The following is a 4,493-nucleotide window of genomic DNA, read 5'->3' as shown; positions in this document are numbered from 1 at the left end:
TAATTGCAGTTTAAATTCGGGTGTAAATGTTCGACGTTGACGTGGCATATTTTGCACGCTCCCTTAATTTTATAATCTAAGTTTACAAGCCCTTATTTTATCTGTCCAACTTAGTGTATCCTATCCATATTATGAAAAATACGGAGATAGAGGTTATAGGTTTATATTATTAGAAAGTGGGCATTTAAGTCAAAACATAATAAATTTGAGCACTATTAGAAATATAGGAAATTTTTCTTGTGGTGGTTACTTGGATGATAAATATGCAGAATTACTAGATTTAACCGATTCCGAAATAATAACTCATCAAATAGCTTTAGGTTTAAAATGTTAGATTTTATTTGTTTAAATGATTACTCTGTTTAAAATGGAATATAAAGGAGAAAATAATGCGAATAAAGCCTAAAAAGGAAAATTTAATTTCATGGATACAAACATATGTACCTGAGAAAGATTTATTTTTCTTGTCCCCTGAATTAATAGAAAACGCAAAAACTTGTATAGATGTCATATTACTTCCAATAGATGAACTCTATGACCATAATACTTATGGACAAATAGAATATGTAAACGGATATGAGTATTGGAATATAAAGAATGCTACTCATGCTGTTGTAGCAGATAAAAGTTGGATTGAGACATTACCAGTAGAAGAACAATATAAAATTTTAAGTACTCAAGTTAAGACAGAAAGGGGACTTACTGTACCTACAGAATTTATTATTGATCGCCTAAATGAATTCCCAGCTAATTATATAGTTAATGAACATGTAGTTATACAACGACAAATGTGGGAGAATCTTTCTCAATCATTAAAAGAATATTTACTTACAAATATGGTTTATGAATGGTGGGATAAAGGAGATTGTGAAGATGTTCCTGAATGGCTTCCTTCCTTTTTAAAAAGATTTGCCAACACCTTCGGAAGTATCCACGGGGCCAATTGCTTTGCTGCTGTTGTTTTTTCTATATCAGAAGGACAACAAGAATGGTTTCTTTATGAGTGGACTCAACAGAAAACATTTATGAGAAAACTTCAGCAATACAATTATATTATAAACCATAGTACGGAATTGCAAAAAGAAGATGTTGTTATTTGGAAAGATGATCAAGGTTTTATTCAACATGCAGCTTATTATCTAGGAGAAGAATTATTTTTTAACAAGCATGGCCAAACTATTTTTAATCCCTGGAAACTAATTTCAAGAGAGGAATTATATAAAGAGTGGCAAGATTTAACACTTGAAAAGTATAGAAAAACGGTTCTGGTGCAAAAAAATATAAACAACTGCAATTCACCTCTAAAGTAAGGGGATATTAACACTATTACTCTAAATAGGGATGTGATTCGTGTGGAAAAGGAACAGCTATTCAAGTGGAAACATTTTCAACCGGAGATTATTTTGTTAACAGTGAGATAGTACCTGCGGTACAACTTGAGCTTCCGTAATTTAGTTGAGATGATGGAAGAACGTGGTTTATCAATGGCCCACACAACCATTATGCGATGGGTTCATCAATATGGACCGGAATTAGATAAAAGAGTTCGACGTCATCTTAAACCAACAAATGATTCCTGGAGAGTCGATGAAACCTATATCAAGGTAAAAGGTCAGGGGAGAAGTTCGTCCAAAATCAAAAAGAATTCATCCATCAATTGTTTGGATTAGTTGCTTAAGACCAGAGGTCGCTAGAGATCGGTTGCTTTTTTATATTTTCTTCAAGTGTTTGAACCAGAACCGCATAGAGGGTAAAAGTCATCGGAAGTATCAAATCTGACTATTTACATTCAATACATTAACATATTTTAGTTATTATGTTAATGTATTGAAAGGTGGAGATTTTATATGAAAAAAGTATTTCTTTTATTTTTAATATTAACATTAGGGGGCTGTAATTTATCTGATAAAAAAAACGATCATTGCATTTCTAATTGGGCATTATGTTCAATTGTACCAATACCATATACAGACATTAATAGAAAAACTATAAAAATTGCTGTATTAGATACTGGTATTAATACAAAAGAAAATAATATGAGGAAATTTATTAAAAAAAGCTATAACACATTTGATAAATCTTCAAAAACAAAACCTATAAATAATCATGGAACATTAATAACTAGTTTAATTGTAAATTCAAAACACAAAAATAAACAAATAGGAATAAAAAATGACCACGTTGAAATTTATGATGTACAAGTTTTAGATGAAAACGGAAAAGGTAATACTAAAAATACAATATTAGGAATAGAATGGTCCATAAAAAACAAAGTAGACATAATTAATATAAGTTATGGCTTATCCAAAAATAATATTTCATTGCAAAAAATAATAAAAAAAGCTAAAAAAAATGGGATTTTAATAATTGCAGCTTCAGGTAATAACTTAGATTCATCAACAGATTATCCAGCTAAATACAAAGAAGTAATATCCGTTTCAGCTATTGATAAAAAAAATAATATATATATATATGCAGGAATGGAAAAAGTGGATTATTTAGCTCCAGGTGTTAATATACCTGCATTAAATGAAAAAGGAAAAATAGAATATGTAACAGGAACATCATTTTCTACGGCTTATGTCACAGGCCTTATAGCGTTATTAAGAGGTAATTTAAATAATAATGATTCAATAAAGTATACAAACACAAAAAAAATAATACAATATATGGGAGAATAAAATGAAAAAAATATTAGCTATTATAATTTCTATAACACTATTTCTTAGCTATAGTGGAATAGGTAATGCAACTGAATTAAATACAATTAAAGAAAATAGTAATTACATTGAAATGAATTTAATTACTGAAAACAAGAATTTTGAAAGTAATCTAAAATACAATGAAGAAGAAAATATAATAATAGCAACAACAATATTAAAAGATAGTTATAATAATACAACCAAAAAAGAATTTGAAATAACATTTTCATATATATCATTAAACGATCCTAATAATTACAAAGCTGTTTTTAAAGATTTAGATACTAAAGAAACATATGTATATGATAGCAATGAAGTACATACATCAATTGCACCATTAGTAGGTGTAATTATTGGTTTTATAGCTAAACAAGGTCTTAAACAAGCTATAAAAAAATGGGGTCCTAGTATAGTTGGTTCTATGGTTCGTACAGTACCAGCTGTTACAAAAGAAGTAGCAAAAGAATTAGGATATTCTGTGTTAGCAAATAAATACTCACATGGAGAAAAAATTTTTTACAATAAAAAAGGAAAGCCTAAATATATAACAATAGATAAAGATAGTCATAATGGTGGAACATGGAAAGGTGCAAAAACTATAGAAGGCTTAGCTAGTAAAAAAACACGTTCTGGCACATATGATATTGAATTAAATAGAATAGGAGATTAAATTTAAATTATGGTAGAATTAAAAAAATTTAATATAAATTTTTCGCCAAACAAAGAAACTCCATATTTTCAAACTACTAATGACAAAAGAATAAGATTTATTTTAGATGAATTATCACTTCAAACTACAAAATATATTTTCAAAAAAATATATAAAGATAAATATATAAATACCATTTTTATTTCTGATTATATTTTAAAAAATAAAAAACAATATATTAATTACAAGAAAAAAATAGGAAATATAATACCTTTAAAAAACTGGGAAGAAATAATAGAACCCTATGAAAAAGATGATGATGAAACAAAAATATTATTTGCAAAAGTAAAAAGATTAAATTTTATAGATTTGTATAATTATTCTCTACATTTAAAAAAAGGAATACCAGAATTATATATAGTATTCTACTCTGATGAATTTTTAGTGTATTTAAATTCTGATGTTATAGATATTATTTCAAATGACAAAGAAAATATTAATAAATTAAAAAAAGAATTTAAAGAATCTTATAATAAATTACACGAATAATCTTAATATAAAAAATCATTCTTTAACAAAAATTTTATCTCGCTGATCAATCCAAAAATAAAAATTTCGGTTCTGGTGCAAAAAAATATAAACAACTGCAATTCACCTCTAAAGTAAGGGTATATTAACACTATTACTCTAAATAGGGATGTGATTCGTATGGAAAAGGAACAGCTATTCAAGTGGAAACATTTTCAACCGGAGATTATTTTGTTAACAGTGAGATAGTACCTGCGGTACAACTTGAGCTTCCGTAATTTAGTTGAGATGATGGAAGAACGTGGTTTATCAATGGCCCACACAACCATTATGCGATGGGTTCATCAATATGGACCGGAATTAGATAAAAGAGTTCGACGTCATCTTAAACCAACAAATGATTCCTGGAGAGTCGATGAAAGGTTCTGTTGCAAAGTTTCTCAATTAGCATGATATCAGGTAGAATTAAGTGAAAAATAAACGATAGGAGATTTCAAATGACTCATTTTAAGGGGAAACAATTCAAAAGAGATATTATTACAGTAGCCGTTGGCTATTACTAGAGATATAGCCTGAGTTATCGAGAAGTTTCTGAAATTATGGCTGATCGAGGT

The 4,493-nt window shown here is 28.2% G+C and carries 4 protein-coding genes and 2 pseudogenes; all 6 read left to right on the top strand.

Annotation, left to right across the window (positions count from 1 at the left end):
• The first annotated feature begins 389 nt into the window (after positions 1-389).
• Complete coding sequence (locus DEX24_RS16600; protein WP_109307491.1) at positions 390-1,310, top strand: hypothetical protein; 921 nt, start codon at positions 390-392, stop codon at positions 1,308-1,310.
• Between the two features lie 42 nt (positions 1,311-1,352).
• A pseudogene (locus DEX24_RS16595) lies at positions 1,353-1,616 on the top strand (transposase domain-containing protein); the annotation flags it as partial.
• 231 nt (positions 1,617-1,847) lie between these two features.
• Positions 1,848-2,681, top strand: a complete 834-nt coding sequence (locus tag DEX24_RS16590) for a S8 family serine peptidase (RefSeq protein WP_109307490.1) — start codon at positions 1,848-1,850, stop codon at positions 2,679-2,681.
• Position 2,682: 1 nt separating this feature from the next.
• Positions 2,683-3,372 (top strand): SAR2788 family putative toxin, encoded by a 690-nt coding sequence (locus tag DEX24_RS16585; RefSeq protein ID WP_109307489.1) that lies wholly within the window; start codon positions 2,683-2,685, stop codon positions 3,370-3,372.
• A gap of 9 nt (positions 3,373-3,381) precedes the next feature.
• The gene (locus tag DEX24_RS16580) at positions 3,382-3,900 is read left to right on the top strand and encodes a hypothetical protein (RefSeq protein WP_109307488.1); all 519 of its coding nucleotides are present in this window, start codon (positions 3,382-3,384) and stop codon (positions 3,898-3,900) included.
• 159 nt (positions 3,901-4,059) lie between these two features.
• Positions 4,060-4,305 (top strand): annotated as a pseudogene (locus tag DEX24_RS16575) (transposase domain-containing protein); the annotation flags it as partial.
• Between the last annotated feature and the right edge of the window lie 188 nt (positions 4,306-4,493).

It is taken from the genome of Kurthia sibirica (genome assembly GCF_003143975.1).
GTDB classification, from domain to species: Bacteria; Bacillota; Bacilli; order Bacillales_A; family Planococcaceae; genus Kurthia; species Kurthia sibirica.
Note: the sequence above shows the minus strand (reverse complement) of the source record. Positions and strands in the feature narration are given on the sequence as shown.